24 protein-coding genes and 1 riboswitch are annotated in these 25,056 nt (G+C 65.2%); of the genes, 16 read left to right on the top strand and 8 right to left on the bottom strand.

Annotation, left to right across the window (positions count from 1 at the left end; translation table 11 throughout):
- Position 1 precedes the first annotated feature (1 nt).
- Complete coding sequence (locus A6V37_RS03810) at positions 2–1,432, top strand: efflux transporter outer membrane subunit (RefSeq protein ID WP_064264873.1); 1,431 nt, start codon at positions 2–4, stop codon at positions 1,430–1,432.
- A gap of 51 nt (positions 1,433–1,483) precedes the next feature.
- On the opposite strand, the gene A6V37_RS03805 is transcribed toward A6V37_RS03810, so the two are convergent.
- The 3 genes from A6V37_RS03805 to A6V37_RS03795 all read right to left on the bottom strand — a co-directional run bounded on the left by A6V37_RS03805 (position 1,484) and on the right by A6V37_RS03795 (position 4,980).
- Positions 1,484–2,956 (bottom strand): heavy metal sensor histidine kinase, encoded by a 1,473-nt coding sequence (locus A6V37_RS03805; RefSeq protein WP_064264872.1) that lies wholly within the window; start codon positions 2,954–2,956, stop codon positions 1,484–1,486.
- Positions 2,956–3,633: a heavy metal response regulator transcription factor gene (locus A6V37_RS03800; RefSeq protein ID WP_064264871.1), complete on the bottom strand. Its 678-nt coding sequence runs from the start codon at positions 3,631–3,633 to the stop codon at positions 2,956–2,958. The genes A6V37_RS03805 and A6V37_RS03800 overlap by 1 nt, the downstream gene beginning before the upstream one ends.
- 147 nt (positions 3,634–3,780) lie before the next feature.
- Positions 3,781–4,980 carry a GNAT family N-acetyltransferase gene (locus A6V37_RS03795; protein WP_242665690.1) on the bottom strand — a complete coding sequence of 400 codons (1,200 nt, stop codon included), beginning with the start codon at positions 4,978–4,980 and terminating at the stop codon, positions 3,781–3,783.
- 286 nt (positions 4,981–5,266) lie between these two features.
- On the opposite strand from A6V37_RS03795, the gene A6V37_RS03790 reads away from it, so the two are divergent.
- The 6 genes from A6V37_RS03790 to A6V37_RS03765 all read left to right on the top strand — a co-directional run bounded on the left by A6V37_RS03790 (position 5,267) and on the right by A6V37_RS03765 (position 11,185).
- Complete coding sequence (locus tag A6V37_RS03790; protein ID WP_064264870.1) at positions 5,267–6,310, top strand: rod shape-determining protein; 1,044 nt, start codon at positions 5,267–5,269, stop codon at positions 6,308–6,310.
- 164 nt (positions 6,311–6,474) lie between these two features.
- On the top strand, positions 6,475–7,734 hold the full coding sequence (locus tag A6V37_RS03785) for an acyl-CoA dehydrogenase family protein (RefSeq protein ID WP_064264869.1): 1,260 nt from the start codon (positions 6,475–6,477) through the stop codon (positions 7,732–7,734).
- A 101-nt stretch (positions 7,735–7,835) separates the two neighbouring features.
- Positions 7,836–8,354, top strand: coding sequence for an SLATT domain-containing protein (locus A6V37_RS03780; protein WP_064264868.1), 519 nt, complete (start codon positions 7,836–7,838; stop codon positions 8,352–8,354).
- 299 nt (positions 8,355–8,653) lie between these two features.
- Positions 8,654–9,424, top strand: coding sequence for a DUF4118 domain-containing protein (locus A6V37_RS03775; RefSeq protein WP_064264867.1), 771 nt, complete (start codon positions 8,654–8,656; stop codon positions 9,422–9,424).
- A 55-nt stretch (positions 9,425–9,479) separates the two neighbouring features.
- A complete protein-coding gene (locus tag A6V37_RS03770) occupies positions 9,480–10,313 on the top strand; it encodes an alpha/beta hydrolase (RefSeq protein ID WP_242665692.1) in 834 nt (277 codons plus the stop codon).
- A complete protein-coding gene (locus A6V37_RS03765; protein ID WP_064264865.1) occupies positions 10,310–11,185 on the top strand; it encodes a MipA/OmpV family protein in 876 nt (291 codons plus the stop codon). Before A6V37_RS03770 ends, A6V37_RS03765 begins: the two co-directional genes overlap by 4 nt.
- A gap of 65 nt (positions 11,186–11,250) precedes the next feature.
- Here A6V37_RS03765 and A6V37_RS03760 read toward each other — a convergent pair whose 3' ends face one another.
- Positions 11,251–11,967 carry a YceH family protein gene (locus A6V37_RS03760; RefSeq protein ID WP_064264864.1) on the bottom strand — a complete coding sequence of 239 codons (717 nt, stop codon included), beginning with the start codon at positions 11,965–11,967 and terminating at the stop codon, positions 11,251–11,253.
- 234 nt (positions 11,968–12,201) lie between these two features.
- Here A6V37_RS03760 and A6V37_RS03755 point away from each other — a divergent pair, with 234 nt between their 5' ends.
- Positions 12,202–12,513 carry a putative quinol monooxygenase gene (locus A6V37_RS03755; protein ID WP_064264863.1) on the top strand — a complete coding sequence of 104 codons (312 nt, stop codon included), beginning with the start codon at positions 12,202–12,204 and terminating at the stop codon, positions 12,511–12,513.
- 15 nt (positions 12,514–12,528) lie between these two features.
- On the top strand, positions 12,529–12,969 hold the full coding sequence (locus tag A6V37_RS03750) for a thioesterase family protein (RefSeq protein ID WP_064264862.1): 441 nt from the start codon (positions 12,529–12,531) through the stop codon (positions 12,967–12,969).
- A 61-nt stretch (positions 12,970–13,030) separates the two neighbouring features.
- Here A6V37_RS03750 and A6V37_RS03745 read toward each other — a convergent pair whose 3' ends face one another.
- The 3 genes from A6V37_RS03745 to A6V37_RS03735 are packed head-to-tail and all read right to left on the bottom strand — an operon-like array spanning position 13,031 to position 17,141.
- Positions 13,031–13,438: a hypothetical protein gene (locus tag A6V37_RS03745; protein ID WP_082902531.1), complete on the bottom strand. Its 408-nt coding sequence runs from the start codon at positions 13,436–13,438 to the stop codon at positions 13,031–13,033.
- A gap of 40 nt (positions 13,439–13,478) precedes the next feature.
- Complete coding sequence (locus tag A6V37_RS03740; RefSeq protein ID WP_064264860.1) at positions 13,479–13,805, bottom strand: cupin domain-containing protein; 327 nt, start codon at positions 13,803–13,805, stop codon at positions 13,479–13,481.
- A 51-nt stretch (positions 13,806–13,856) separates the two neighbouring features.
- Positions 13,857–17,141 (bottom strand): adenylate/guanylate cyclase domain-containing protein, encoded by a 3,285-nt coding sequence (locus A6V37_RS03735; protein WP_064285785.1) that lies wholly within the window; start codon positions 17,139–17,141, stop codon positions 13,857–13,859.
- Between the two features lie 350 nt (positions 17,142–17,491).
- On the opposite strand from A6V37_RS03735, the gene A6V37_RS03730 reads away from it, so the two are divergent.
- Positions 17,492–19,741 carry a SulP family inorganic anion transporter gene (locus A6V37_RS03730; protein ID WP_423213083.1) on the top strand — a complete coding sequence of 750 codons (2,250 nt, stop codon included), beginning with the start codon at positions 17,492–17,494 and terminating at the stop codon, positions 19,739–19,741.
- Here A6V37_RS03730 and A6V37_RS03725 read toward each other — a convergent pair.
- On the bottom strand, positions 19,689–20,672 hold the full coding sequence (locus A6V37_RS03725) for a LysR substrate-binding domain-containing protein (RefSeq protein WP_064285784.1): 984 nt from the start codon (positions 20,670–20,672) through the stop codon (positions 19,689–19,691). The two genes, A6V37_RS03730 and A6V37_RS03725, sit on opposite strands and share 53 nt — an antisense overlap.
- 128 nt (positions 20,673–20,800) lie before the next feature.
- Between A6V37_RS03725 and A6V37_RS03720 the strand changes: the two genes are divergently transcribed.
- The 6 genes from A6V37_RS03720 to A6V37_RS03700 all read left to right on the top strand — a co-directional run bounded on the left by A6V37_RS03720 (position 20,801) and on the right by A6V37_RS03700 (position 24,953).
- Positions 20,801–21,439 carry a class I SAM-dependent methyltransferase gene (locus tag A6V37_RS03720; protein WP_242665689.1) on the top strand — a complete coding sequence of 213 codons (639 nt, stop codon included), beginning with the start codon at positions 20,801–20,803 and terminating at the stop codon, positions 21,437–21,439.
- Between the two features lie 39 nt (positions 21,440–21,478).
- Positions 21,479–21,631, top strand: coding sequence for a hypothetical protein (locus tag A6V37_RS42025; protein ID WP_242665688.1), 153 nt, complete (start codon positions 21,479–21,481; stop codon positions 21,629–21,631).
- A 13-nt stretch (positions 21,632–21,644) separates the two neighbouring features.
- On the top strand, positions 21,645–22,169 hold the full coding sequence (locus A6V37_RS03715; protein WP_064264856.1) for a hypothetical protein: 525 nt from the start codon (positions 21,645–21,647) through the stop codon (positions 22,167–22,169).
- A 45-nt stretch (positions 22,170–22,214) separates the two neighbouring features.
- Positions 22,215–22,787 (top strand): helix-turn-helix domain-containing protein, encoded by a 573-nt coding sequence (locus A6V37_RS03710; RefSeq protein WP_064264855.1) that lies wholly within the window; start codon positions 22,215–22,217, stop codon positions 22,785–22,787.
- A gap of 6 nt (positions 22,788–22,793) precedes the next feature.
- Positions 22,794–23,336: a GNAT family N-acetyltransferase gene (locus A6V37_RS03705; protein ID WP_064264854.1), complete on the top strand. Its 543-nt coding sequence runs from the start codon at positions 22,794–22,796 to the stop codon at positions 23,334–23,336.
- A gap of 120 nt (positions 23,337–23,456) precedes the next feature.
- A riboswitch (glycine riboswitch) is annotated at positions 23,457–23,550 on the top strand.
- A 191-nt stretch (positions 23,551–23,741) separates the two neighbouring features.
- Positions 23,742–24,953 (top strand): D-amino acid dehydrogenase, encoded by a 1,212-nt coding sequence (locus A6V37_RS03700; protein WP_064264853.1) that lies wholly within the window; start codon positions 23,742–23,744, stop codon positions 24,951–24,953.
- The last annotated feature ends 103 nt before the right edge of the window (positions 24,954–25,056 follow it).

The raw sequence follows: 25,056 nt of genomic DNA, 5'->3' as shown, positions 1-25,056 counted from the left end.
GATGTTTTCCCTGTCTTTTTCACGGCCGATGGTGCGCCGCACGCTCGCCGCCGCGATTATCGGCACGCTGCTCAGCGCGTGCACGACCCTGCCGCCCTATCAGCGTCCAAGCGCCGAGATCCCCGCGCAGTACGCAGGCACGGCGGCCGGCTGGACCCAGGCCGCACCGGCCGATGCGGCGCCGCGCGGCCCATGGTGGACGATCTTCGGCGACCCTGTTCTGAACCAGCTCGAAGCGCGCATCGACGTGTCGAATCAAACCGTGCTCAAGGCGGTCGCACAGGTTCAGCAGGCGCGTTCGATGGTGGACTATCAGCACGCCGGCTTCGTCCCGACGGTGACCGCCGGCGTCGGGGTGGACCGCACGCGGCTTTCGCAGAATGTCGAAGGAAAATCGCTCGCGGGCCAGACCGTGCCGGATTATTCCGCCGGCGTGGCGGCGAGCTGGGAGCCGGATCTCTTCGGCCGGATCCGCGACAGCGTGGCCGGCGCGAAAGCCGACGCCCAGGCGAGCGAGGCGGACCTCGAAGGCGTGCGCCTCTCGATGAGCGCCGATCTTGCCATCGACTATTTCTCGCTGCGCTCGCTCGACACGCAGAAGAAGCTGCTCGACGACAGCGTGAAGGCCTACGCTGCGGCGTTGAACCTGTTGCAGCAGCAGCTAAAGAACGGTGCCATCGACGCTTCCGCCGTCGCCCAGGCCACGGCGCAACTCGAAGCGACGCGCACGCAGGATACCGACATCGACGTGACACGCTCGCAAATGGAGCACGCGATCGCCACGCTGATCGGCGAACCGGCGTCGACTTTCACGCTGCCGCCGAACGGCTCGGCTGTCGCGGCGCCGATCATTCCGGTTGGCGTACCGTCGCAACTGCTGGAACGCCGCCCCGATATCGCCGCCGCCGAACGGCGCGTGGCGTCGGCCAATGCCCGTATCGGCGTGGCGCACGCGGCGTTCTATCCGAATCTGGTGCTGTCGGCGAGCGCCGGGCTGGAAAGCACATTTTTTGCGCCTTGGCTGACGGCGCCCAGTCTCTTCTGGTCGCTCGGCTCGCAACTGGCCGGCACCTTGTTCGACGGCGGTCAGCGCAAAGCGACCCTGCACGGCGCAACGGCGCAATACGACGGCGCGGTGGCCGACTATCGTCAATCGGTGCTGGTGGCGTTCCAGCAGGTCGAGGACAATCTCTCCGCGCTGCACGCGCTCTCCGATGAAGCCGCCAGCCAGCAGCGCGCCACCACCGCCGCCGATCTGTCGTTGAAGCTCACGACGAATCGCTTCAACGCGGGCGCCGTGAGCTATCTCGACGTGGTGACCGCGCAGACGATTGCGTTGACGAATGAGCGCACCGCGGATCAGATCGCCGCGCGGCAACTGGAGTCAAGTGTGTTGCTGGTCAAGGCGCTGGGCGGAACGTGGGGTGCGTAGTTACCCCCCTCGGCACAACCGGAGGCACACTGGCCGTGTGCGCGGCAGGCGTCACCCGCCGCGCCGGAACGTCAGCACGAAGCGCGTACTCTTCGCGTCGCTCTGTGCCTGCACCGAGCCGCCATGCAGCTCCATGATCGATCGCACGATGGCAAGCCCGAGCCCCGTCGATCCCGTCGAGCCTTGCGACAGGCCCGATGACGGCAGCGCACTGCGTGACGGATCGACCCGGTAGAAGCGGTCGAAAATGCGCTCGAGATGTTCGGCGGGGATCGGCTGCCCCGGGTTCTCCACGCTCACGCGCACCTGGTCGACCGTGGCGCTCGCGTCCAGCACAATCTCCCCACCCTGTGGCGTATAGCGAATCGCATTGGCCAGCAGATTGCTCACCGCCCGGCGGAACAGTTCGAGATCCGCCGTCACGCTCGCCGTGCCGCTGACACGTAGGCGCACACCGGCTTCGTCCGCGATTCCTTCGAAGTAGTCGGCGATATGGTGCAACTCCTGACCTGCGTCGAACTCGCGCATGTGCTTGACGAACTGCGGATGCTCGGCGCGCGCGAGAAACAGCACGTTTTCGATCATTCTCGACAGCCGGTCGCATTCCTCCACATTCGAGGCGAGCAACGACTCGTATTCGTCGACGGAGCGCGGCCGCGCGAGCGCCACTTCGGCGGCGCCGCGCATATTGCTAAGCGGCGTGCGCATGTCGTGCGCCAGATCGGCGGTGAAGCGCGACAGGTTCTGAAAGCCGCGCTCGACCCGCGCGAGCATCGCGTTCAGCGACTCCACCAGCGCCTCGAGCTCTTGCGGCACGCGCGCCACCGCAATGCGCGTGTTGAGGCGGTTCACGGTCACGAGGCTCGCGCTTGCCGCGATGTCCCGTACCGGGCGCAGCGCGGCGCGGATCAGCAGGTAGCCGAGCAGCATGGACAGCAGCACGCCGGACACGCCCGCGATATGGAGTTTGTCGCGGTACTGGTCCAGCAGCCGCCAGCGGTCGCTCATGTTGCGCGCCACCAGCACGCTGGCCGTTTCGCCGTTGCCGAGGCGCGCGTCCGTGAGAATGCCGCGAATCGGCGCACCATTGCGGCCGGTCCATTCGCCGATGTCGGCTTCGGTAATACGGTCGGCTGCGGCCACGCGCTTGAGCTGCGGCAATGCCGCAAACGTGGTGGTGAAGGTCGCCGCGCCGCTGGCCGTAGCGGGCATCGCGAACGACGCCGCGATATTGTGTTCGAGCGCGCGGTTGCCGCTGGGATCGAACACTTCCATCGACATGGCTGCGTTGCCGAGCACGATGCTGCTCAAACGCTCATCATGCTCGCGAATGCCCAGAGGCGACTCCAGTTCTTCCGCGAGGCGCCGGGCGTGGCGCGCGGCGAGCACGATGTCGAGATCGTCCTGCGCCTTGATCTGCTTCTCGAGCGCGAGGTACAGGAAGCTGCCGACGAGCACGAAAACCGCCAGGGTAGTCGCGCCGAACGCCAGCGCGAGCGCCGCGGCGAGCGAGCGGCCGCGCATCAAGCCGCGTCCTTCAGTTCGAGCACGTAGCCCACGCCGCGCACGGTGTGGATCAGCTTCACGTCGAAGTTATCGTCGATCTTGGTGCGCAACCGGCGGATTGCGACTTCGACCACGTTGGTGTCGCTGTCGAAATTCATATCCCACACATACGAGGCGATCTGCGTGCGGCTCAGCACTTCGCCCTGACGGCGCGCCAGCAGTTGCAGCAGCGAAAATTCACGCGGCGTGAGATCGATGCGCGTGCCGCCCCGCTTCACGCGGCGGCGATTCACGTCCATCTCCAGATCGCCTACCTTGATCAGTTCGCTTTCGCGCGGCGGGCCGCGGCGCGCGAGCGTGCGCACGCGCGCCAGCAATTCGACGAAGGCAAAGGGTTTGACGAGATAGTCGTCCGCGCCGAGCTCGAGGCCGCGCACGCGGTCGTCGACGTCGTCGCGTGCGGTCAGGAACAGCACCGGCGTGGTGCGCGTGCTGCGCAACGTTTTGACGATCGTCCAGCCGTCCATGCCGGGCAGCATCACGTCGAGCACGATCACGTCGTAGTCTTCTTCCTGGGCGAGGATCAGCCCTTGCGGGCCGTCATTCGCCACGTCGACCGCGTAGCCGGATTCTTCCAGACCTTTCTTCAGGTACGCCGCTGTTTTCAGCTCGTCCTCGATCACCAGGATACGCATCGATTGCTCCGCCGTTTCTTGACGGTGAAATGATACCGTCAAGCACGCCGGCGGATGGTAACGATCCCGTAAGGAAAGCGGCTGGCGCAGCGCGCCACCTGTGCCGCGGATGTTCTGGGTGTCAAGCCGGCTGCGTCGGCTGCGTCGTTACGCTCTGTGGGACGGCATGGCCGGCGCGTGAGACGAGCCTGGCTCATCTGCGTGCGGCGCCGCAGCGCCGGGCCGCCACGGCGTCTTTGCGTGCGCGATGAGACCCCGCACCGCATTGCGCGCATGCGCCGCCAGCAGGCCCCAGTGCGTATTGATGGTGCGCACGGTCCACGCGGTGCTGGTCTGACCGCGAGACCAGTAAATCTTGAAGTCCTCGTTGCCCACGCCGAAATCGAGGTCGTAGCCGCTCTCGAAGGCCCACTTGACGCATTGCTCGATCGTGATCAGTCCCGGGCAGCATTTACCGTAGTGCGGATCGAAGCCGGCAATGACCGCGCTGGCACACGGATTCCCCAAGGTCACGACAATCGCGGATACCGGCGTTTCGTCGAGCGTGACCACGATCAGGCGCGCGATCGACGGCACCTCGCTGGAATAGATCAGTTTGCCGAGGAAGCGCTCGAACTCGGGCGAATCGAGCCACTCGCTCCACTTGCCGGTTCGCTCGCTCCAGACGCGCTTGCATTTGAGCATCCATTCGATAATGGCCGCCGTTTCGCTTTCTTCGGCCGGATCGAGCATGCGCACGGCAACCGTGCCTTCCTTGGACAACTTCTTCGCGAAGCCGCCGGGCCGCTTGCCAAACAAGGTGCCGAGCGTCCGGCAATAGTCGTCCCAGCTGCCCTGCCCGCGCAATGTCGCGGCGGACACGGTGTACGGCTCGGCAACCAGCACCCTGCGCTCGCGCGACACCAGCGACCACAGTTCGAGCCCCTCGCGCACGTAGGACAGGTGAATGAAATCGGCGCCGCAACGCTTGCGCGCGACGTCCCACGCGCCGGCCACGAGTTCCCCGGTTAATTCGTTGTCCTCGACGAGCACGCTCGTCAGGTCGCCGCCCTCGGGTCCGAGCGGCACGAGACAGCGCCACAGCAGGCGCCTGATGGTGGCGAGCGGCCAGACCAGCACCAGCTTGCCGTCGTCGCGGCAGACGATGCACTTGAGCTTGCGCCCATGCGGCTTCGACACGTACTTCCATGCCAGCCAGCAAAAGCCGAATGACTGATAGGCGTAACCGTGAGCCTGCGACCACAGCGCATCCCATTCGGACTGCAAGGCGCGAAATTCAGCTTCGCCGCTGATCACCTCGTAGCGCCGCGCAGACTGGGTTGTCCCGTCCATGTTGCCTCGCATCATGCCGTGTCCGCTTGCGTGTCTTCGAGCAGGACGCCGCCGGCGCGGACAGAAACGGATGATAAAAGCATGCGCCGAGCCGGCATTGCGCTGTGTGCGGCGGCGTACGCTGTGCGTCGGCGTGGCGCCGGATTCGCCGTTGCGGCGTCAGTCTCGCGGCTGAAATGGCCTGCTCACCCGAAGCTGCTATTCTTGCGTCTCTCCCGACCGTCAACCGGTCGCCTGCCGCCTCCGGGCGGCGCTCCCAAGCGGTGCTTGCGCGCTCGGCACTCGCGAAACAGGAATTGGCATGTTCGGCTTTCTGCGCGGCTTTTTTTCCAACGACCTGGCCATTGACCTCGGCACGTCGAACACCCTGATTTACATGCGCGGCAAAGGCGTCGTGCTGGACGAACCGTCGGTGGTGTCGATTCGCCAGGAAGGCGGCCCAAACGGCAAGAAGATCATTCTGGCCGTCGGCAAGGAAGCGAAACAGATGCTCGGCAAAGTGCCGGGCAATATCGAAGCGATCCGCCCCATGAAAGATGGCGTGATCGCCGATTTCAACATCACCCAGCAGATGATCAAGCGCTTCATCCAGATGGCGCACGAAACACGCATGTTCGCGCCGTCGCCGCGCATCGTCATCTGCGTGCCGTGCGGGTCCACCCAGGTGGAGCGGCGCGCGATCAAGGAGGCCGCGCACAGCGCGGGCGCCTCGCAGGTCTATCTGATCGAGGAGCCGATGGCCGCGGCCACCGGCGCGGGCTTGCCGGTCTCGGATGCGACCGGTTCGATGGTGGTCGATATCGGCGGCGGCACCACCGAGGTGGGCGTGATCTCGCTCGGCGGTATCGTTTACAAAGGCTCGGTGCGCGTGGGCGGAGACAAGTTCGACGACGCGATCGTCAACTACATTCGCCGCAACTACGGCATGCTGATCGGCGAGCAAACGGCTGAAGCGATCAAGAAGGAAATCGGCTCCGCGTTTCCGGGCTCCGAGATCAAAGAGATGGAAGTCAAGGGCCGCAATATGTCCGAAGGCATTCCACGCAGTTTCACGGTGTCCAGCAACGAGATTCTCGAAGCGCTGACCGATCCGCTCAACCAGATCGTTTCGGCCGTGAAGATCGCGCTGGAGCAGACGCCGCCGGAACTCGGCGCCGATATCGCCGAGCGCGGCATCATGCTGGCGGGCGGCGGCGCGCTGCTGCGCGATCTCGACCGCCTGCTGGCTGAAGAGACCGGCTTGCCGGTGTTCGTTGCCGAAGAGCCGCTGACCTGCGTGGTGCGCGGCTCGGGCATGGCGCTCGAACGTATCGAGAAGTTCGGCGGAGCGTTTTCGTACGACTGAGCCTGGAACGGGCAAGGCACTCGCGCTGCCTTGCCCGTTCCCGCCCATTCCCATCCATTGCACGCCGGCTGCTAAGAATCGGCCAAATACTTCGTTGCTCGCGGCTTGCCTCCTCCCGTACCGTTCTCTGATTGCGCCCCGCGCGCTCTATTTTCGGAGAACCCATGTCCGCAGTTGAATCGCCCACGAACCCGGCTCACACCGTCGCCGACGCCGCGCAACTTTTCGGCGACGACCCGCTGACCCGCCGCTTCGCGCCGGTCTTCGCCCGCATTGCCGAAGGCGCGGTCAAGCGCGAGCAGGATCGCGAACTCGCTTACGCACCGGTGGAGTGGCTCCGTGAAGCGGGCTACACCAGACTGCGCGTGCCCAAACAGTATGGCGGCGAAGGCATCTCGCTCACGGAGTTCTTCGCGCTCGTGACCCGTCTCGGCGAAGCGGATTCGAATCTGCCGCAAATTCTGCGCGTGCATGGCGCCTTTATCGAATCGCTGCTCGAACAGGACGATGAAGCGCTGCGCGAGCGCTGGCTCACGCGGATCGCGCAAGGGGCGATTATCGGCGGCGCGGTGTCCGAGCGCACCGAGATCACCGGCAACAGCGTGCGTCTCACGCAAACCGGCGATGCGTGGCATCTCGACGGCGAGAAGTACTACACCACCGGCACGCTCTACGCGGATTGGGTCGACGTCACCGCGCACGACGGCGTGAGCGACGTGCGCGTGCTGGTCAAAACCGACGCGCCGGGGCTCGAACGCATCGACGACTGGGATGGTTTCGGGCAACGCCTCACCGGCAGCGGCACCACGCGCTTCACGCACGTGCCGGTCTCGCAAGAGAATCTCTACCGCCGGTATGACGCGTCCGAGCCGCGCCGCAACAGCCTGCTCACCGCGTATTACCAGGCTTTGCATGTGGCGAATCTCGCGGGCATCAGCCGCGCGGCGCTGCGCGATGCGGTCGCCTTCACGCAAGCCAAAACCCGCACCTTCGGCATGCCGGGTGAATCGAGTCCGCGCGACAACCCGCTGGTGCAGCGCGTGATAGGCCGTCTGGCGAGCCTCGCTTACTCGACGCAGAGCGTCAGCGCGTCACTTGCACAGGCGCTCGAAGACGTGACGGTGGCGCGGCAGGCGGGCCGCACCGGCGAGCAGACTTATATTCACCTCGATATCCAGACCTTCCAGGCTCAGCAGATCGCCATCGAGCAGACGCTGCAGGCGGCCACCCTGCTGTTCGAGGTGGGCGGCGCCACGGCCACCAGCGAGACGCGCCGCTTCGACCGCTACTGGCGCAACGCGCGCGTGCTCGCATCGCATAATCCGGCCATCATCCGCGAGGCCGCGATCGGCGGCTTCTATCTGAACGGCAAGGCGCATGACGAGCGCTTCGGCGTGGCACGGCAAGCGGCGCCGGTGCAGTAGCGCCAACGCTATGGCGGCGCGCGGCGCGCCGTCTTCATGTGGCACAGTATCGTCAGACGCATGCGCCAAGCTTGCGCCACCCAACAGCCCTGACGAGCGACATGAAGAATCTGCCGGCCTACGCGCCCCCGGTTGACGAAAACGAGCTACTGCTGAAATGGATCCGCCGCGCGCGCGAATCCCAGATGAGCCACTACGACATGGCCGACCTGCTCTCGGCGCGCGACCGCCAGGTCGGCTGGCTGGTGACCGCGCTGACCGCCTTCGTGGGAACGGCGGTGTTTGCCTCGCTGAATTCGGCCGCGGTCTCGCCGCAACTGCGGATCGCGGTCGGACTCGTGAGCGTGACGGCCACTGTGTCCGCCGCGCTGCAGACGTTTCTGCGCTACGCCGAGCGCGCGGAGAAGCACCGCGCTGCCGGCGCGCGCTACGGCGCCGTGCGCCGCAGACTCGAAGCAATCTACTCCGGCGACGCCGATGCGCGCGACGGCCACTATCTCACCGCGATCCGCGACGAACTCGACCGGCTCGCCGAAGACTCGCCGAACGTGCCGCCGCGCATCTTCCATCGCACCCAGCGCACGCTCTCCACGAACCCGCAGCGCAGCCGCGACGTCTGAGCCCACCCTTCCGCTCGCCGTGCCGGCTGCCCGCATTCAGGCCTGGCGGCAACATCGCCGGGCGGTCGCTTAAGCGTTACTTAAGGTAACGTCCCGCACCATCGGCTATGGTCGGATGGCCTCATTTCATTCGCGCGCCGGCCGTTATCCAATCGAAAGGCAATATTCGCGCTCCTGAACGCGTGAAGTTACAGCTGCCTTGCCATTGCATTCAAGTGCTTATGGTATTGTCCGACCTGCGCTTTAACGCGCGTGTCACACTCAATCGGGCAGCGTCATTGCGCCCTTAAAAAAATATCATGGAAGTACAAAACGCCCGACGCTGGGCACCTCGGGGAACGCGCGCCTGGCTCGCGGCAGCCGCTGCATTGGCGATTGCCGGCGGCTTGCGCCTGTTGCTCCACCCGTTTATCGGCCCGTTCCTGCCGGGCACCGCGTTTTGTATCGCGGCCTCGTTGATCGAGTATTTTTTTGGCCTGGCGCCGGCGCTGGTCGTCATGCTGCTCGGCCTGTGCATTGCCGACTATCTGTTCGTGCCCCCTTACGCGGTCATCACCGTGTTCGATCGCGCGGATCTGGTTCTGCTGATTTCCTATCCGCTGGTCACGCTGCTGGTCATCGCGTTGATCGAGCGGTTGCGGCGCTCGCAGTTTCGCGCGGAACTGATCGCCTCGGTGGCGCAGTCGCGCTATGAAATGCTGCTGCGCCACGATAACGAACGCATGCTCGCGCGCCGCGCGGTGGACGAAACGCACCGCCTGCTGCGGCACCTCTCGCATCACCACCGGACCTTCATTTTCATTCAGGCGCTCGAGCGCAATGCATTGCAGCCGTCGGCGGAGGGCAAACCGCACGGCGCGCTGCCGCGCCTGCCCAACGAGATCGCCCCCGGCCCGCGCTTTGCGGATGTGCATCCCGACGACATTCACCGCCTGAGCAAGGCACTGTACCCAGGCAGCCATCGCGTGCGCCTGAAAACCGGCGACGGCGCATTGAAGCTGACCGATTGTATGTGCGAGCGGTTCACGACCCATGCGGGCGACTTCCTCGTGCTGCGGATCGGAGCCTGACAACGTGAATCAACCGAGCCCCCTCTTCCTCGACGGCGATGGTCACGCCGTGCTGATGTTGCACGGCCTGTCGAGTTCGCCGCTGGAATTGCGTTTTCTCGCGCGCTTTCTGAACGCGGAAGGTTTCACGATCTGCGCGCCCCTGTTGTCCGGCTATAGCGCGGGTTCCGACGAAGCCGCGATGGAAGTCTGGATCGAGGCCGCCGTGCGCGAGTACGACGCGCTCGCCGCGCGGTTTGAGCGCGTGTCGATTTGCGGGCTGTCGATCGGCGCGGCGCTCGCGCTTGCGCTGGCACAGCGCCGGCCACAGGCGCAGTCGCTCGTGCTGCTGTCGCTCACGCTCTCGTACGACGGCTGGGCGATCCCGTGGTACCGCTTCCTGCTCAACTGGGCGTATTACACGCCGATGCGCAAGCACTGGCGCTACCGCGAGCAGGCGCCGTTCGGCCTGCGCAACGAGGCGCTGCGGGCCAAGATCGCGCGCGCGATGCAGCGCAGCGACTTCAGCGAAGTCGGGCCGTCCACGATCTCGCTGCCGGCGTTGCATGAGGCGAGCCGCCTCGCGTCGAAGGTGCGCACGCTCGTGCATGACGTCAGGACAGACTGCCTGATCGTCCACGCGATCGACGACGAAACCTCGAGCCCGCGCAATGCCCGCTTCGTGGCCCGCCATATCGGCGCGGCCTTCTTACGCACAATCTGGCTGGATGATTCGTATCACATGATTACGTCGGACAACGAGCGCGAAATCGTCGCGCGCGAAACCGCGCTGTTCCTTCGCGAAAGTGAAGCCGCCCGCAGCGGCGACGACAACGGCAAGCAGGTCGTTTCGAAGGCGCTCGCGCGCCGCCTCCGGCAGCTCGCCGCGCTCGGCAAGGAGCGCGCATGAGGGCGCTCACGCAGTACAAGGCGGTGCGCGGGGCGCAGGTGTCGAGGCTGTCGTTGCTGGTGGCCGCGGCGCTGGGTCTCGGCGCCGCGCAAGCCGCCCATGCGGACGATGCAGCGGCGGGCACGAATGCAGGTACGAGCACGGACTCGAGCCCGACCACCGGCACGGGCGCGTCCACCGAGAGCAAATGGAAAATCGGTGTCGGCCCCGGCCTCGTGATCACGCCGAGATATCCGGGCTCGCGGCAGTTGAGCTACATACCGTTCCCGGCGCTCGACATCTCTTACGACGACCGGTTTTTCTCGCAAGGCCCGGACGTGCTCGGCGTGAATGTGCTGCGCGGGCCGGCGTATCACGTGGGCGCTTCGCTGAGCTTCGATTTCCAGTCGCGCAAGGAGTCGGACGATCCGCAGCACCTGCATGGTCTCGGCGATGTGGACGGCGGTCCCAAGCTGCGCCTGTTCGCCGACTATACGTGGTGGGCGTTCACTGGCTCGGTGCAGCTGTATCAGGACATTGCGGGGAATCACCAGGGCACGACGGTCAGTACCGACCTGGTGGCCTCGGCGCCGGTGGGCGGCTGGCTGTTTTCCGTCGGCCCGGGTGTGACGTGGGCGAACGGCACGTACACGCGGACGTTTTTCGGCGTCTCGGGACAGCAAAGCGCGGCCTCGGGATTGCCCACGTACAACACCAGCGCCGGAATACGGGACGTTCATCTGAACGCCCAGGTGACGTATGATTTTTCCCGCCACTGGAACGGCTCGGTGGCCGCAACTTTCGGGCGCCTCGAACATAACGCGGCGAATAGCCCGATCACCGAAAAGCGCTTCGAGCTGAATACGATCGCTTCCGTGAACTACAAGTTTTAAGCCGCGACTTTCTGTTGGCGATTCGCCTTTTGCGGGTTCAGTGTGAGCAAAAGGCGAAGGAGGTCTTATTCGGCGGCTGATTCGCCCGCCGTGAGATCGCTCGCGTCGATCCCCAACTCTGCGGCCATGCGGCGCACCACGGCCTGAAGCCGGCTCACTTCGTCGGCGAGCCGTTTCTGTTCGGCCTTCACTGCCTCGAACGCGGACAAAGGCACCTCCTCGTCTTCACCCCCTGGCTGCGCCAGCTCGGCCGCGCTGACTTCCCCGCAGAGCAGATGCATCCAGCGATTCTCACGCTCGCCCGGCGTGCGCGCGAGCTTCACGACTCGTGGCGGTTCGTTGGCGGCGAGTTCGTCGAGAAAGGCTTCGACCGATGAGATATCGGCAAAGCCATGCAGCCGCGCGCTGTTCAGGCGCAGTTCGGCAGCCGTTTGCGGCCCGCGCAGCAGCAAGGTGGTGAGCAACGCCGCCGACTGGCTCGGCAAACCCAGCACCCGGTTCAGGTTGTGCTCGAAGCGCGGCACGCGGCTGCTGCTGCCCTCCATCACCAGGCTCAGCCGCTTCAAGCCGTCGACGGCTGTCAGCACTTCGGCTTCGGTGGCGTTCATGACCGGCGAGCGGCCGGTTTTCTGATTGCAGCCCAGGGTCAGCGCGTTCAGCGACAGCGGATAACTGTCCGGCACCGTGTGCTGCTTTTCGACGAGCACGCCGAGCACGCGCCCTTCAAGCAAGGTCAACGCGCGAATCGAAGGACGGGAGGTGGCGTCAGGAGTGGAATTCATGGATGACGTTGCGGCACAGTCGCCGGAGCTCGTGGATGATGGGCCGGGCGGCGCCTTCTGATGGGTGGGCTCTATCATAAACGGCCCGAGCCGTGGCCGGGCACGAATCTGCGCAACGGCGCGGCGCACGGCCGCGGTTGCGTCGTCATCGTCCTGACGCGGTAGCATGGGAACCGGCACGGCAACTCGCTGTGCGCTTTGCACCCGCCTGGGCGCGGATTCTGGAGAGCAGAGATGATCAAACATGCATTGTTTGCACGGCTCGAAGCAAAACCCGGCAAGGAGCAGGCCGTCGCGGACTTTCTCGCGGCCGGTCTCGATCTGGCCAATCAGGAGGCCACCACCCCGATCTGGTTCGCTTTGCGCCTCTCACCCACCACCTTTGGCATATTCGACGCGTTTTCCTCCGAAGCCGACCGGCAGGCACACCTGAACGGTCCCATTGCGCAGGCACTGATGGCGCACGCGGGTGAATTGCTTGCCAGCCCGCCGGTCATCGAGCCGATCGACGTGCTCGGTCTGAAGAACCAGGCGGTACAGGGATAACCAGGGAGAGAAAGCATGTTCGAGCAGGAACTGTTCGCCGGCTGGGGGGACATGGACTTCAATTCGCACATGAAGAACACGGCCTATCTCGACAAGTCCGCCGACGTTCGAATGCTTTACTTCGCGGAGCAAGGGTTCTCCATGACGGAGTTCATGCGGCTGCGCATCGGTCCCGTCGTCATGAAAGACGAGATCGAATATTTTCGCGAATTTCACCTGCTCGATCGCATGACCGTACGCCTGACGATGGCGGGTCTTTCGAACGACGGCAGCCGGATGGTCATCCGCAATGAGTTCTTTCGGGGTGAGACGCTGGCCGCGCGGGTCACGTCCACAGTAGGCTGGCTCGATCTGACCAACCGTAAGCTCACGTCCCCACCCGAACCCTTGCTGCGGGCGCTCGACAAGATCGACAAGATCGAAGACTTTGTCGTGCTGCCGGGGAGCGTCAGGTAAAGCGCGCGACGAGGCCTGTGACCGACTTATGGCGGATGCGGTTTGTGTAGGGGACGTGCAATCAGACGTCCTGCCAAAGAATCGAACTGATCAGCCAGCGGTCATCGATCCGACAAAGCTGGATGAACTTGCGCCCCTCGCCACCGTAGGGTGCGCCATTCAGCATGCCCGCTTTTCTGTAGTGAGAGCAGTGGCTGGCAATGCTGTCGAATGCGGTTGTCTGGCCATCGACTTCCCACTCGTGGAATTCCGTGAGCGTCCCGTCTGAAAGCATGGCGGCGCGTGGCGCGATAAAAGCGTCTGTCGTCCATGTTTCGATGCGATCGGGCGTCAGGCGTGTAATCGTGGCCTGGGCGGTGAACATTTGGCGAAGTTCCGCGATCGCCGGCGGTCGCGAATTTCGATTGTCGAAGGCGGCATAGAACGTTGCGATCAATCTTTCAATCTCAGGCAAGGAACGGCTGTTCACTCGAATCTCCATCCGTTGTTGTTATATCGCTGGCGCGGCATCACACAGCGTAACAGAGCAGGAACAGACAGCCGGTATCGCTACGGAACCGCTCGTCGACCGTGCCTTGCGCCGCGACACCGCTCCAGCCGCCCGCCAACACGTGCCCGTTCTGAATCGCCTCGCCTTCCAGCATGAAGATAAACTCGGGCCCATCATGCCGATGATCCGGAAAGACCACGCCAGGCTCGAAGCGTACTAACTGCATTGCGCGTCCATTCACCTTGCCGAGATTTTTCACCGTGACCCCACGGGCTGCTTTCGAGTCCAGCCATGGCGCGACGTTGCTGTCGGTGAAGGTGAATGCCGCTTCTTGTTGCGCGCTCATGATCGCCGCTCCGGGGCCGGGATTCCGGCGAGTATGCTCCGCCCGGCTCCGCTACGCGGCAAGCGCCGCGTCCACCGCGGGCAGATAGTTGCTGAACCCGGCTTCGACGAGCGCCACGCGTGCCCGCGCGAGTTCACTCAGCGCATCCTTGCTCGAACCGTCCTGCAGCACGTGGGCCAGCGCGCGGCCGCGCATGACGAACAGTTCCGCCCACGGCAGCGGCTCGACGCGGGTGTAATCTTCGAGCGCCGCGGCATAGCGCAAGGCGCCTTCCGCGTCGCCGGCGGACAACGTCGCTTCGATCGCGTCGCGGTAGTACCACAAATGATTGTGGCCCACCGCGCCGCGCTGCAACATCCGCGCGCCTTCGGCGAGCAGGCTTGCGCGCTCGCCGTCGTCATCGACGGCACGGCTCAGTGCGCTCACCGTCTTGGGTGCGCTGAACTGCGGCCCCACCTCGTGGCAAATCTTCAGCGCTTCGCGCAGCAATTCGGCCGCCTCCCGCAGACGCCCGCTGTCGAGCAGCACCCGCGCGCGCATTTCCAGATTCTGCGCCTCGAAACGGCGCGCCCCGAGTTGACGGATGATCTGCGTCTCACGCTCGAGATGGATCAGCGTAGCCGGCAGATCGCCCATTTCGCAGCAGACAAAAACCCCTAACGTTTCGCACAGCATCTGCGCCCGGGGCTGACCGACCAGCGCCGCGGCGCGCGCGGCGGCATTGGCTTCCTCGCGCGCGGCGCGGGCCTGATTGAGATAGATCCGGCTGAAGCCGGTCATCGAGCGATTGGCGACCTCGATGCGGCCGAAGCCGTGTTCGCGGCTCAACGCAACGCATTGGCTGAAATGTTCGAAGGCGGTGCGCATGCGTCCTTGCGCGTAGGCGGCGTCCGCAAGACCGCCGAGCGCACGCGCCTCCGCTTCCGGCAAGCCGAGGCGCCTTGCATAGGCGAGTCCGCGCTCATGTTCGGCGCGGCAATCGTCGATCCGGCCAAGCGGAAACAGGATGTTGCCGCGCAGGTGATGCAGCCGCGCGAGTTCCGGCACGCGATCCAGCCGGTGCGCCACTTGCTGAGCCGCGTCGAGCAGCGTAAGCGCTTCCGCGAGGCCTTCGCTGACCCGCAGCCCTTCGGCGAGCCCAAGCTGGGATTGGCAAAGACTGGCTTCGTCCGGCGCGCCGGCAACCGCTTCACGGTAAGTCGCGATCGAGGCGGCAATGTCGCCCAGATCGCGCTGCAATTCGCCCTTGATGCAAATCAGCGCGTGGCGATCCTCATCGCCTTGCACGATTTGCAGACCGCGCTCGACCAGCCGGAATGCCGCGTCGGTGAAATAGGCCGCGCGTTGCGCTACGGCTGCGTCCAGATACGCGCGAGGCGCCCGCTCGTCTTCGGCGCGGTCGAGATGCTGGGCACGCAGCACGGGATCGGTCGCCGCAAACCAGTCGGCGGCGAGGCGATGCAGGTCGCGCCGGCGCGAGCGCAGCAGCGTCGAGTAGGCACTCTCCTGAATGAGCGCGTGGGCGAACAGATAATCTTCGCCTTCCGGCAAGACGAGCGCGTTGGCGACGAGTCCGTGGCACACGTAGTCCGGCTCATTGATCAAGCGCCGCAGCAAGGCAAGTCCGAAACGCTGCCCGATGACCGCGGCGGCCTGGAAGGCTTCGCGGTCGCGGGCCGTCAGCCGGTCCATGCGCGCCAGCACGAGGCTCTGGATCGTCGCGGGAACCGCCTCCTCACTGCCCTCCTCGGCGTTGTGCAGCAGCTGCTCGAGGAACAGCGGATTGCCGCCGGCTCGCGCGACGCAGGCAAGCGCGACACGCTCGGTGGCATCGATATACGTGCCGGCGAGGCTCAGCGCTTCATCGCCGCGCAGCGGGCCGAGGTCGATCGTGGCGAAAGGAGTGCCACGGCAACCTGCGCGCCATGCCGCGTCGAGCGGATCGCCCTCTACGCGCGAGGTCATCACCAGCAGCCCCGGACCGCCCGCAATCGCCGCGGCGAGCGCGCCCAGATCGCCGAGCACCTGCGGATCGGCCCAATGCAGGTCCTCCACGACGATCATGATCGGCCTGCGCCGGCATACGTCCGCAGTGATCGCCGCGATGACCGCGCGCTTGCCGCGTGTGCGCGCGGCGTTGTCCATGGCGTCGTAGAGCGTGCGCCATTCGCCGGTTTGCGCGAGGTCGAGAATGTCGTGGAGAAACATCAGCTGATCGGCGCCGACGGCCCCCGATGCGGCAAGCCGTGCGGCAGCCGCGCGCTGTTCATCCGGCCCGTCCGCGGGCCGCAGGTCCAGCAGGCTGCCGACAATGGCGCGCACCGGATCCTGGCCCTTGCCCACGCCGAAATCCAGCACGAGCGCGCGGTGGCTGGCAAAGCCCAGCGTTTCGACGAAACGGCGCATCTCATCCACGAGCCGCGTCTTGCCGATGCCCGCTTCGCCTCGGACATAGACGACATGGCCCGCCCGCTGTTCGAGGCACGCGCGGGCGAGGCCCTTGAACTGCTCGAGTTCGGCCTTGCGGCCGACAAACACGCTGCGGCTTGCCGTGACGGGTTCAAAGGCGAGACCGCGCAAGCGCCACACGCGCACCGGCGAATCGATGCCCTTGAAGCTCATCGCGCCGCCGGCGTCGCACAGCACGCCCTCACCGAGCGCGCGATGCACGCTCTCCGAGAGCAGCGTTTCTCCGGGACCGGCGGCGGCAACCAGCCGGGCAGCCAGATTCACGGAGTCGCCCAGCACCGTGTAGTCGCGCACGTCCGCCCGTTCCAGCGGCCCCGCCAGAACTTCGCCGCTCGCGATGCCGACGTGCGCTCTCAGCTGCGGCGACGCGCGCTCGCACAGTCCATTAAGTGCCTCATGAATCTCCAGCGCGGCACGCACGGCGCGCAGCGGATCGGTGTCGTGCGCGCGCGGTGCGCCGAAAATCGCCATCACGGCGTCGCCGATGTGCTTGTCGATCGTCCCGCCATAACCGAGGACGATCCCGTCGACGAGTGCCGTATAACGCCCTGTCAATTCGCGCAACTCTTCGGGATCGAGCGTTTGCGACAGCGCGGTAAAACCGCACAGATCGGCAAAGAGAATGGTGACTTGCCGGCGCTCGCTCGCGGGTGAATTCACCGCGGCCGGTTGCGCGCCCGGCGGAGCGCCGTGCTGCGCGGCGATCGCCGCCAGCAGGCGTTTGCGGTGCCCGAGCGAGAGAACGCCGAGCTCTTTCAGATCGGCGTCGTCGAGCTGCGCCAGCATCGCGAAGTCGATGTCGTTGTCGGCAAATGCCGCTGCGTATTGCTCGAGGCCCAACGCCTGCAGCCACTGACCGATATCCATCGCCGCCGCCCAATCCGGTACGCTCGACCACCCATACCGGGCAGTGTACGTCCAACGTGAAGGAGGCGGATACGGGGTACCGGCGACGACGTGGATGCCGATTCGGCCAAAACCACGGTGGCTTGCCGCAGCACACCAGACGCCGGGTTTGACACTGGTTGCGGCGACGCCGGATACTGCATCGTGTACCGGCCATGGTGTCCGGAGGCGCACACTCGAGTCGCGAGACGCAACGTGCAGTCGTTCGTCCTCCGGAACGATCGGTGAGGGTCGACCAAGACCCAACGGCAGCGCGCCACGCGAACCGCACGGCCGAGGCGAGATTCCGTCCGCCCTTACCGGGGAGCACTGTGAAGCCAGCCACGACAGTTCCGTCACCCGATGCCCGCGCCGGGCCGCGCATGACGGGCCTGCTCGGCGACCTGTCGGCCGGCATGGTATCGACCCTGGTCATGCTCTGCTACGCCATGAGCCTGGGCACGCTGATCTTCAGCGCGGATCTCGCCCGTTACGCCGGGCTTGGTGTTCCCACGGCGTTCATCAGTTGCGTGGTGACGGCGCTGGTGATCTCGCTGACGAGCTCGATGCGCGTGAACATCGGCGGACCCGACGGCAACGCAACGGCGTTTCTTGCCGGTGTGGCGGCCGGTGTCGCCAGCAGTGTGCGGGCCGACGGCGGGACGCCGCAGACGATTCTGCTAACGGTGCTGATTACCATCGCGCTGTGTTCGGTGGTGACGGGAATCATTCTGTATGCGGTTGGTTCTTCGAGGCGCAGCCGTTCGCTGCAATTCCTCCCCTACCCGGTGCTGGGAGGCTTCCTCGCCGGCACCGGCTATCTGCTGATGGCGGGCGCGTTTCGCGTCGTGACCGGCGAGCCATTGAACTGGCACAGCCTGGCGCTGGTGACGCATCTGAACTGGCTGATGTGGACACCCGCCGTGCTGGTCTGTGCGTTGGCCACGCTGCTGGCGCGCACCTCGAAACACGCCGCTGCCCTGCCGATTACGCTGGCATTCGGCGTCGCGCTGTTTTACCTGCTACTGCCTGTTGCCGGCCTGTCGATCGACGACGCCCGCAGCGCCGGGTTACTGCTGCCGCGCGTGGCGGCACATCCGTTCCGTCTTCCTGAGTTGCATCTGCCTACATCGCTGGGATCCCTGGCACATGGCGGCGTCGACTGGTCAGCCATCGCCGCGCACTTGCCGGAGACGCTCATGGTCACGTCGATCTCGGCGATCACGATCCTGATGAATTCGACGGCGATTGGCGCGGCCACCGGCGAAGACATCGACCTGAACCGCGAGATGCGCGCGGCCGGCATCGCCAACATCGCGAGCGGAATGTTGGGTGGGATGGTCGGCTACCAGTCGTACAACCGGTCGATGCTCAACGCGCGCGCCGGCGCGTCGAGCCGCATGGCGGGCGTATTCGCCTCCCTTGCGTGCCTGCTCGTGCTGGCCGTCTGGCCCGGCCTGGTTGCGCTTTTTCCGGTGCCGGTGCTGGTTGGGCTGCAGTTATTCATGGGACTGCGGCTGCTGATCCAGTGGCTGGTCGGTGCGTATAGCAAGCTCAACTGGCACGAGTATCTGCTCGTGCCGCTCATTCTGGGCGCCATTGCGTTCTACGGCGTCGTCGCCGGTGTGATAGCCGGCATCATTGCCGCATGCGTGATGTTCGCACTCTTGTATGGCCGCGTCAGTTGCGTGCGCATGGAGTTCGACGGCAGCACGCGCACGTCGAATGTCGAGCGCAGTATCGAAGCAACGCAACGGCTACGCGAACTCGGTACGCAGGTGTGTGGAACGTGCCTGCAAGGATTCCTCTTCTTCGGCACGGCCAATTCGATCTTGCAGCGCGTGCGCGAAAGGCTGACCGCACACGGTCCGAAACGCATACGTTTCGTTGTCCTCGACTTCGCTTCGACCTCCGGCATGGACGCGTCGGTATCGCTCAGCTTCGTCAAGCTCAGGCAGCTATGCGCGACGCGCGACGCGGACCTGGTGCTGATGGGACTGCCCGCACGCTCGCGTGAGTTGCTCATGAAAACCGGCACGCTGAACCTGCGGATTCACGAATTCGCTACGCTGGATGCGGGACTGGAATGGGTCGAAGATACGTTGCTGGCGTCGGACCCTCTCGCTGCGCCCGATGTCAGCGAGGGCAATATGGACTTCGAGGCACTTCTCGCGCCGCATTTCACGTCAGAAGCGCTAAACAAGTTGTTGACCCTTCTGGAGGTGCGCGAACTCGATGCGGGGCAAGCGGTGTTCCGTCAAGGCGAACCCGGCGATGCGATGTACTTTGTCGAGCGCGGCCGGGTGACGGTGTTATTGCCGCTTGCGCGCGGCCGGTCTCTCAGGCTGCGCTCGTTCGGACAGGGGACGATAGTCGGCGAAATGGCGGTGTACACGCAGCAGGCGCGCAGTGCGGATGTGCTCGCCGAGGGGCCCGCGCGCGTCCGGCGTTTGACGCTCGAGTCGCTGCATACGCTCGAACGCGACGATCCGGTGACCGCCCAGCAGATTCATCGCTTTGTCGTCAAGGTCATGGCTTCCCGGCTGGCGGTGGCGGACGAGGCGTTGCGCGCCGCTCACTAGTTGGTCCGGCATCCCCCGCGTCAGCGCCGCGGAATTTGACGTGGTCGATGAACGCGCGCAGTTTGGGCAAGACCTGATTTCTGCCAGAGTGGTACAGAAATACGCCTGGCGTGATCACCGCGAAGGGCGTTAGCAACGCCTGCAAACGCCCGTCCGCAAGCGCCGCGGCGGCAACCGGGCGCGGCACCTGTGCGAGCCCCACCCCTCGAATCGCCGCGCCGACGAGTGTCGGATAGTCCTGCGCGATGAGCGGGCCCGCGACGATGGCCTCGACCGGCTTGTTGCCGTCGACGAAAGACCAGGGCGCGATCGACCCGTTCGTGCGGCGCAAGCGCAGACAGGCATGGTCACGCAGATCCTCGATGCGCTCCGGCCGCGTCCGCCCCGTCAGATACTCCGGGCTGCCAACTACCTCGAACGGAAACGGCGGCGTCAGCCGTACCGCGACCATGTCGGCCTCGATGAACTGGCCCATCCGGACGCCTGCGTCAAACCCTTCCGCAGCGAGATCGACGAACTTCGCGTTGGCAACGATCTCGACTTCGACCTCGGGATAGGCACGGCAGAAGGACGCGACCAGCGGCTCGAGCACCGTGGGCATGACGGAACTCGGCACCGAGAGGCGCAGCAGCCCGGACGGCCGCTGCCCGAGTTCACGCGCCACCTCGCCTGCCGCGACGAGTTCCTCGAAGGCGGGCTTGGCCCGCGACAGGAACCGTTCGCCGGCTTCGGTCAGGCCGACACTACGCGTTGTGCGAACGAAGAGCGCTGCGCCGATGCGCGACTCGAGTACGCGCACCGTCTGACTGATTGCCGAAGGCGTGACGCCAAGTGCTGCCGCCGCCCGCCGAAAACTGCGGTGCTGGACAACACTCAGGAACGCCTCGACGCCGTCGAGCGCGCCTTGCCGGACTGTGAAGTTTTGCTTCATAACGCGTCGATATTAGCGTGGATAGTCACTCGCAGGAAGCGATCCTACACTGAGCTTGCGGATCGGGAATTCCGCGCTCTGCCGGACTCCGATCACCGATAGCTCCTGAATTGACGAGGTAACCTGCAATGACTGATCGCCTTGATGGCGTGCGCGACCACTACCGCGCAACCGGCCTCACCGAGCGGCTGAAAGCGGTGCTCGCTGCCTTTGGCCCGGAGGACCAACCGCTCACGCCCCAGCAGCTGGGCACGCTCGACCAGTTTCACACCCGCGGGCTCGCCGCGACCGTCGAGCTTGCCAGGCTCGCCGGGATTACGGCCGGCAGTGCGGTGCTCGACGTCGGTTCGGGCGTCGGCGGGCCGGCACGCTTTCTGGCCGCGGCCTATGGCTGCAAGGTGACCGGCGTCGACCTCAGCGAGCCCTTCGTGGACGCCGCGCGCTACCTGACCACGCGCACCGGACAAAGCGCGCAGGTGGCGTTCCAGACCGCCAGTGCACTGGAGCTTCCCTTCGACGACGCCCGCTTCGATGTCGTGCTGCTTCAGCATGTGGCGATGAACATCGCCGACCGTGCGCAGCTCTACCGCGAGATGCGGCGCGTGCTGAAGCCAGGCGGCAGGTTTGCGACGTACGACGTCGTGCTGAAGGGCGGCGAACCTCATTATCCGCTTCCGTGGGCACGCACGCCGGCAACGAGCTGGCTCCTCGAGGCCGGGGTGACGCGCGAGGCAATCGAAGCGGCCGGTTTCCGCACGCTGACCTAGCAAGACGACACCGAGGCCGCCAAAGACTGGGCGCTTCAAATGCGCGCGTCGGGGCCCGCGCCGTCGCCCAATCTCGGCGTGGTCATGGGGCCGGAATTTGCACAACTTGCCGCCAACCTCGGACGCAATCTCATGGAAGGCCGGCTCGGCATCCTGAGCGCGGTGTTCGAGGCCGCGTCGACCCATTCCTGACAGGAGTTCCGCCATGTCGACCGAAACGCTTTTCCGCATCCATCTCGTTCTGGGCTACGTTGCCTGGCTGCTTTGCTTCGTGCCGTATGGGCTGCCCAGGCTCAAGTCGATGGATCGCGCCGACGCGCAACGCGCCATCGCGACGCTGCATAGCTTCCGCTTCTTCGGGCTGGTCTTCATGCTGCCCGGCGTGGTCGGCCCCAGCCTGCCGGCCAGCTTCACGCAGTTCGCCGCTTATGGCGACTTCGCAACCGGCGTGCTGGCGATGCTGGCGCTGCTCGCCTTCAGGATCCGTCCGCTCTTCTGGGTTCTGGTGGTCGCGTTCAATCTCGTGGGGGCGGTCGACATCCTCGTCGACTATTACCACGCGACCCGGATCGACCTGCCTTCCATGGCGGGGCAGCTGGGCTCGATGTACGGGATTCCCATCCTCTACGTGCCGCTGCTGATGATCACGCACTTCGTGGCGTTCTACCTGCTCTTGCGTCCTCAGTCCAAGGAGGGGTGGACCTTCTCGCGCGATGTGGCGGCGTTGTAGATCCGTGCATTGACTATTTTCCATATTCAGGATAATTTCCCGAATATGGAAATCACACCTTCCGACGACGACACCATCGACCGTCGCATTGCCCAGCGTCTGCGGGCGCTGCGCGCCGAGCGCAACTGGTCGCTCGACGACCTCGCGCGGCTCAGCGGCGTCAGCCGCGCCACCCTGTCACGCCTGGAGAACGCCGCCGTCAGCCCCACGGCGAGCGTGCTCGGCAAGCTCTGCGTCGCGTACGGCTTGCCGATGTCGCGCCTCATGCACATGGTCGAAGAGGACTTCGCGCCGCTGGTGCCACGCGCCACGCAGCCGCTCTGGACGGACCCCGGCGTCGGCTTCAGGCGGCGCTCGGTATCGCCGCCTGCGCAGGCGCTGAGCGGGGAGGTACTGGAGTGCGAGCTCGATGCCGGTGTGCACATCACGTACGACGCCTCGCCGCGGCCCGGCCTCGAACATCACCTACTGCTGCTCGAAGGGCAACTGCAAATCACGGTCGACGGCCATAGCCATGACCTGCGGCCAGGCGACTGCCTGCGCTATCAGCTATTCGGCCCCAGCGCTTTCATGACGCCCGCGCACAGCGCGGCCCGCTACCTTCTCTTTATCGTGTGAGCCAGCATGAGCGTCTCTACCGTCACGACCATCGCCACCTTTTCGGACAATGACCTCGTACAGCATCTAGCCGAACTCGGCGCCTTGTTGCAGGCCTGCGTCCACAACGGCGCCAGCGTCGGCTTTGTGATGCCGTTCGGCGTCGATGAGAGCGAAGCGTTCTGGCGCGGCAAGGTGTTGCCTTCGTTGCGCGCGGGCGGGTTGATGCTGTTCGTCGCGCGTCAGGGCGACGCGATTGCCGGCACCGTGCAACTCGATTACGACACGATGCCGAATCAGCGGCATCGCGCGGAGGTGCGCAAGCTGCTGGTTCACCCCGCATTCCGCCGCCAAGGCATCGCGAGAGCCTTGATGACCGAACTGGAGCGCCATGCGCATGCACTGCAACGCAGCCTGCTCACGCTCGACACCCGAACCGGCGATCACGCCGAGCCGCTTTATACCGCGCTGGGATATCGGACGGCCGGGGTGATTCCAGGCTACGCGCGCGACCCGCATCATCAAGCGTTCGACGCGACCACCATCATGTACAAAACGCCAGGCGGATGACACGCCGCGCCGCTGAGCGGGCGCGGAATCTGATAGATCCGCAGACAAAACCGATTGCGCACTGCATCGCACGAAACACTTGCGGCCGATCTTTTTGAAAGGTATTGTCACACCGTTCTGCAATGCAGCGCGGGAGAGATCGTCAGACGTTCGTGACGACGCCGACGGAGCAACCGCCCCGGAAACTCTCAGGCAAAAGGACCGCGCAGCAGGAACATCTGGAGAGCGGCGCATGGAATGACCCCGTGCGCCCACCGAAGGGGATTCCCCGCATACGGCCTGCTATCACACAATGGGTCCGACTGCCGCGGGAAGAAACTCTCAGGTACATGGACAGATGGGGCATCGACGCCGGTTTCGACACGAAATCGACACCGGTGATGCTCAACTACTCTGGACCATGACATGTCACGAATCGCCATTATCGGCGCCGGCATTACCGGCGTCACGACCGCGCACGCCCTCGCCCAACGCGGCCACCACGTCACCGTGTTCGAACGCCATCGCTATGCGGCAATGGAAACATCGTTCGCCAACGGCGGCCAGCTATCGGCCAGCAATGCCGAAGTCTGGAACAGCGCGGCCACCGTGCTGAAGGGCCTGCGCTGGATGCTCACACGCGACGCCCCACTGCTGCTCAATCCCGCGCCCACCTGGCACAAGTACTCGTGGATGGGTGAATTCCTGCGGCAGATTCCGCACTATCGCGCGAATACCGTCGAAACCGTACGCCTCGCGATTGCCGCGCGCGAGCACCTGTTTTCGATCGCCGAGAAGGAAGGCATCGACTTCGATCTCGAACGGCGCGGCATTCTGCACATCTACAAGACCCGCAAGGAATTCGACGCCGCCAGCAAGGTGAACGAACTGCTGCGCGAGGGCGGACTCGACCGCAGCCCGGTCACGGCAAGCGAGTTGCAGCGCATCGAACCCACGCTGCAAGGCGACTTTTTCGGCGGCTTTTTCACGCCTTCCGATTCGACCGGCGATATTCACAAGTTCACGCGCGGACTGGCTCAGGCATGCGAGCGGCACGGCGTTCAGTTTCATTACGACGCGCAGATCACGTCGATCGAACAGCCCACCGAAGGACAGTTCTCGCTGATGGTCGATCTCGAAGGCGAATCGCAGCGCTTCGGTTTCGAGCGCATCGTCGTCTGCGCCGGCGTGAAGAGCCGCGACTTCGCGACGATGCTGGGCGACCACGTGAACATCTACCCGGTCAAAGGCTATTCGATCACGGTCTGCCTCGACGACGAAATCAGCCAGCAGCGAGCGCCGTGGGTGAGCCTGCTCGACGACAGCGCGAAAATCGTCACGAGCCGGCTCGGCGCGGACCGTTTCCGCGTGGCGGGCACGGCGGAGATCAACGGCTTCAATCGGGATATCCGCTCGGACCGGATCGCGCCGCTGGTCGATTGGACGCGCCGTTATTTCCCCGAGGTGTCGACCGCGCGCGTGATTCCCTGGGCCGGTTTGCGCCCCATGCTGCCGAGCATGCTGCCCAAGGTCGGCCAAGGGAAGCGGCGAGGTGTGTTCTACAACACCGGGCACGGACACCTGGGGTGGACGCTCTCCGCAGCGACGGCGCAGGCTTTGGCGAGCGCGATTCAGTAAGCCCGGCCCGGCGGCATGGCCTGTGGCGGCTCACTGCCGCCGCGGGCGCCGTCGCGATCGCCGTGAAGCACGGCAAAATGATCTCTATCTGCTAGTGTTCTTC

Source organism: Paraburkholderia ginsengiterrae (assembly GCF_001645125.1).
GTDB lineage: Bacteria > Pseudomonadota > Gammaproteobacteria > Burkholderiales > Burkholderiaceae > Paraburkholderia > Paraburkholderia ginsengiterrae.
This window is presented reverse-complemented; position numbering and strand designations above follow the sequence as displayed.